At 55.8% G+C, this 4,337-nt stretch carries 4 protein-coding genes; all 4 read left to right on the top strand.

Annotated elements, in window-relative coordinates:
* On the top strand, positions 1-323 hold a 323-nt coding region (locus BCL93_RS16980; protein WP_112055198.1), incomplete at its 5' end, for an ISAs1 family transposase.
* Between the two features lie 30 nt (positions 324-353).
* Positions 354-1,382, top strand: a complete 1,029-nt coding sequence (locus tag BCL93_RS16975) for a polysaccharide export protein (protein WP_181463128.1) — start codon at positions 354-356, stop codon at positions 1,380-1,382.
* 4 nt (positions 1,383-1,386) lie between these two features.
* A complete protein-coding gene (locus BCL93_RS16970) occupies positions 1,387-1,821 on the top strand; it encodes a low molecular weight protein-tyrosine-phosphatase (RefSeq protein ID WP_112056542.1) in 435 nt (144 codons plus the stop codon).
* Positions 1,822-1,903: 82 nt separating this feature from the next.
* A complete protein-coding gene (locus BCL93_RS16965; protein ID WP_112056541.1) occupies positions 1,904-4,084 on the top strand; it encodes a polysaccharide biosynthesis tyrosine autokinase in 2,181 nt (726 codons plus the stop codon).
* Positions 4,085-4,337 lie beyond the last annotated feature (253 nt).

The following is a 4,337-nucleotide window of genomic DNA, read 5'->3' as shown; positions in this document are numbered from 1 at the left end:
TCCGACAGGAAGGTGACGAAGCACCAGAATCGCCGATGATTCGTTACTACATCAGTTCGGCCGAGCTGAGCGCCATGAAGCTCGCAGAAGCGGCCCGCCAGCATTGGTTTGTCGAGAATAAGCTCCACTGGTCCTTGGATGTGGCGCTCCGCGAGGATGCCTGCAAAATCCATCGCGGGCAGGCAGCAGAAAACCTCGCCAGGGTCCGCCATATCGCCCTGAATTACTTGAAAGGGGAGAAGCGTTTCAAGGGCGGAATTCGGCGAAAGCAGAAGAAAGCCGCGCTGGATGAGACATACCTTGCTGACATTCTCGCGGTCTGATTTTTTTCATGCGTTTTCCCTGGCAGCCACATGGATTATCAAGCGGAGAGTGCGCCAATCGACGAGCTTGTTGATGTCCAGCCCATTACGCCCGGGCTGGTAGCCACGTACCGCGATGAAGTTGCAGCAGTCGGCCACGCTATGCCAGAGAATCTCCGGCAAGCGTTAGATAATTATGTGTATCGTGTGGGCCCGGGGGATGTCCTCGATATCATCGTGTATGACCACCCCGAGCTGACTATTCCGTCCGGCGAGCAGCGTAGTGCCGCTGAGGCGGGCAATCTGGTGCGCAATGACGGCGCCATTTTCTATCCCTATATTGGTCAAGTTCAGGTCGAGGGTAAGACGCTGGACGAGATACGCTCGCTTTTGACTCGCCGGTTGTCGCAGTACATCGCCGATCCGCAAGTCGATGTGAAGGTGGCGGCGTACCGTTCCAAGAGTGTGTACGTGACCGGAGCGGTCAATACTCAGGGGAAGCTGCCTATTACGACCGATCCCATGACCATTCGCGATGCCTTGAGCGAGGCCGGCGGTGCTTCTGCGAATGCTAACTGGCATCGCGCCATATTAACCCGTGATGGGGTCGAGACACCGGTTTCACTCTATGCGTTGCTCCGCCAGGGAGATCAGCGGGAAAATCGTCTAATGCGCGATGGTGACGTGCTGCATGTGACCAGTGCAGAAAACCAAGGCGTGTCGGTCATGGGCCAAGTCATCAGGCCTGGCAATGTTGCCTTGGGCAACGAGAGGCTGACGCTCACGGATGCTATTTCGCGGGCCGGTGGCATCAATGAAACCACTGCCGAGGCATCCGGCATCTTTGTGGTGCGAACTAAACCCGAAGGTAGCCAACAGCTCGCGACGGTGTACCAGTTGGACGTACGTAATGCGGCCGCCTTCAGCCTGGGTCAGCGCTTCACGCTTGAGCCCAAGGATGTGGTCTATGTCACCACCGCCCCGGTGGCTCGCTGGAACCGCGTGATCAGCTTGTTGCTGCCGACCGTGAATCTGCCGGGAACCGTGGCGAACACCTCTAGCGACGTGCGGGATATGTAACGCCATGTTTGAACGTATTCTGGTGGTATGCACCGGCAATATCTGTCGAAGCCCGGTAGCCGAGGCGATGCTCAAACAGCGATGCCCAAGCAAGGTTATTGCCTCGGCCGGCCTTGGTGCCTTGGTCGGCCAAGGCTTAGAGCCGACCGCTCGGCGCCTGGCAGAAGCCGATGGGCTGGAGGTGAGCGATCATACGTCTCGCCAACTAACCCAAGAGATGCTGCAGCAGACAGATCTGGTCTTGGTGATGAGTGATGGCCAGCGCCGGGCCGTCGGTGAGCTTTCTTCCGCAGCGTTGGGTAAGACAATGCTTCTCGGACACTGGCTGGAAAATGGCGCAAAGGAAATTCCTGATCCTTACCAAAAGAGCGAAGCCGCCTTTAGGCACGTTCACCATCTGTTGACTCAGGCTACCAACGCTTGGGCCACCAAGCTTTAACCATCTTTTGGCCGTTGATGGCTCACGGCTATGTCAACAGAACTGATTTGTTTTCTTCACTGATTTTCCCTCTGGTATTGATATGTCACAAACGCCTGCTGCACCGCCTGCTGACGATGAGATCGACCTGGGCCGACTGTTCGGTCTGCTGATTGACCATAAATGGTGGATCATCGGCATAACCGCGGTATTTGCTATCGCGGGTATTGCCTATGCGCTGCTGGCCACGCCCGTCTATCGTGCCGATGCCTTGGTGCAGGTTGAGAAGAAAGCCGGAATGAGCAATCCGCTTGAGGATGTGAAGTCCATTCTTGGCGAGGAGCCCTCAGCCGATACCCAAGTGGGGATACTGCGTTCCAGGATGGTCCTGGGGCGTGCGGTCGATCAGGAGAACCTGACGCTTCAGGTCACGCCAAAGCGTCTACCTATCGTGGGAAACTTCCTGGTGCGCCATGGCATGGAACGCCCAAGTTTCGCAGAAAGTAGCGTATGGGCAGGCGAGAAAATCAATGTTAGTCAATTTCAGGTATCGCAGGCGTTCATCGGCACGCCATTTGAGCTGATCGTGTTAGATAAGAGTCACTATCGTCTTACGTTGGAAGGGCGAAATCTGGGAGAAGGGCAGGTTGGGCGCGATAAGGCCTTCTTGGGTGGTGCGGTCCATCTTCGTGTGGCCGAACTGAATGCCGGGGCAGGCGCAACCTTCACATTGAACAAGTCGGCTCGCCTGAAAGTGACCAACGATCTGCGCTCTCGTTTCAGCGTGAGCCAGCAGGGCAAGGATAGTGGCCTGCTCGACCTTTCTCTAAGCGATACAGATCCGCAACGCGCTACTCAGGTGCTGGATGCCATTAGCGACGTTTATTTGACGCAGAACATCCAACGCCAGGCCGCCGAGGCCGAGAAAAGTCTGGAGTTCCTGGAGCAACAAACGCCTCAGGTTCGTGACCAACTTCGCGAGGCAGAAGACGAACTCAATTCTTATCGCACGAAGCGCGATAGCGTTGATCTTTCACTGGAAACACAGTCGATCCTCGAGCGCATTGTGGATCTGGAAAAACAGTTAAACGAGCTGTCCTTCAAAGAATCGGAAATCTCTCGACGTTTCACCAAGAGCCATCCCTCCTACCAGGCGCTACTAGAGAAGAAACAGCAGCTGCAGAATGAGCGTGACCAGCTGGAAGCCAAGGTAGACGACCTGCCCGAGACCCAGCAGCAAGTCCTTCGGATGAGCCGCGACGTCAAGGTCAATCAGGAAGTCTATGTTCAGATGCTCAACAAAATTCAGGAAATGAAAATTGCTCGAGCTAGCACCGTCGGCAATGTGCGGATCCTGGATGAGGCAGTCGTACAGCCCGAGCCGGTTGAGCCCAAGAAACCGCTCATCGTGGTGCTGGCGACGCTACTGGGCGGCATGCTTTCTGTAGGCCTGGTGCTGGTGCGAGGTCTTTTCAACCGTGGCGTCGAATCACCCGAGCAGATCGAGGATGCCGGGATTCCTGTTTATGCCACGGTACCGCTCTCAGAAGAGCAGAGCACGCTTATGAAACGTGTCAAAAGGCAAAACGACGAGCGCGGGCATGACATCAGCACCGGCATTTTGGCCGAGCGCTCGCCGGTAGATACTGCAATCGAATCCATTCGCGGCCTGCGTACCAGCTTGCACTTCGCGATGATGGAATCCGGCGATAACCTGCTTGCCATTACTGGCCCCAGCCCAGGCATCGGCAAGAGCTTCATTTCCATCAACTTGGCTGCAGTGTGCGCTCAGGCAGGTCAGCAAGTGCTGGTGGTGGATGCCGATATGCGTAAAGGGCATGTGCACCATGCCTTCGGCGGCAAAAGCGAAGGTGGTCTGTCGGAGTTGCTGGCCGGTAAGGCAGCGCTGGACGAAGTTGTGCGTTCCGGAAGCATCGAAGGGCTGGATTATGTGTCGCGTGGTAGTGCCCCGCCCAATCCTTCAGAGCTGTTGATGCAAGAACGCTTCACTCAATTCCTGTCAGATATTCGAGCGCGATATGACCTTGTTATCATCGATACGCCGCCGATTCTCGCTGTTACTGATGCCGCCGTTATTGGCAAACAGTGTGGCACCACGCTGATGGTGACGCGTTTCCAGATGAACCCCGTCAAGGAACTGGAAATTGCCATAAGGCGCTTCGAAACCTCAGGTGTGGCGGTCAAAGGCGCCATCCTGAACGCCATGGAGCGCAAGGCAGCAACCAGTTATGGCTACGGTTACTACAACTACGCCTATAAGTGATTGAAAATTCGGCTACTCGTTGCCGCTGGGGGGCTCACAGGGATACCCTTTCTTACCATCGCCGCGTAGAGCTTTACCGGCAATCAGCATACAATGCGTCTGCTGCTGCAGCTGTGCATAGGCAAGTGTGGGACATAGGGTCAGGGAAGACGCCCAGGCAGGGAAAACGCATGAAAAAAATCAGACCGCGAGAATGTCAGCAAGGTATGTCTCATCCAGCGCGGCTTTCTTCTGCTTTCGCCGAATTCCGCCC

Origin of the sequence: Onishia taeanensis (genome assembly GCF_003268885.1) — a bacterium.
Taxonomy (GTDB): Bacteria; Pseudomonadota; Gammaproteobacteria; order Pseudomonadales; family Halomonadaceae; genus Onishia; species Onishia taeanensis_A.
This window is presented reverse-complemented; position numbering and strand designations above follow the sequence as displayed.

What these genes read in the sequence shown, in the direction of transcription:
- BCL93_RS16975 (WP_181463128.1), top strand. Translation starts at nt 354, where the DNA reads ATGGATTATCAAGCGGAGAGTGCGCCAATCGACGAGCTTGTTGATGTC.
- BCL93_RS16970 (WP_112056542.1), top strand. Translation starts at nt 1,387, where the DNA reads ATGTTTGAACGTATTCTGGTGGTATGCACCGGCAATATCTGTCGAAGC.
- BCL93_RS16965 (WP_112056541.1), top strand. Translation starts at nt 1,904, where the DNA reads ATGTCACAAACGCCTGCTGCACCGCCTGCTGACGATGAGATCGACCTG.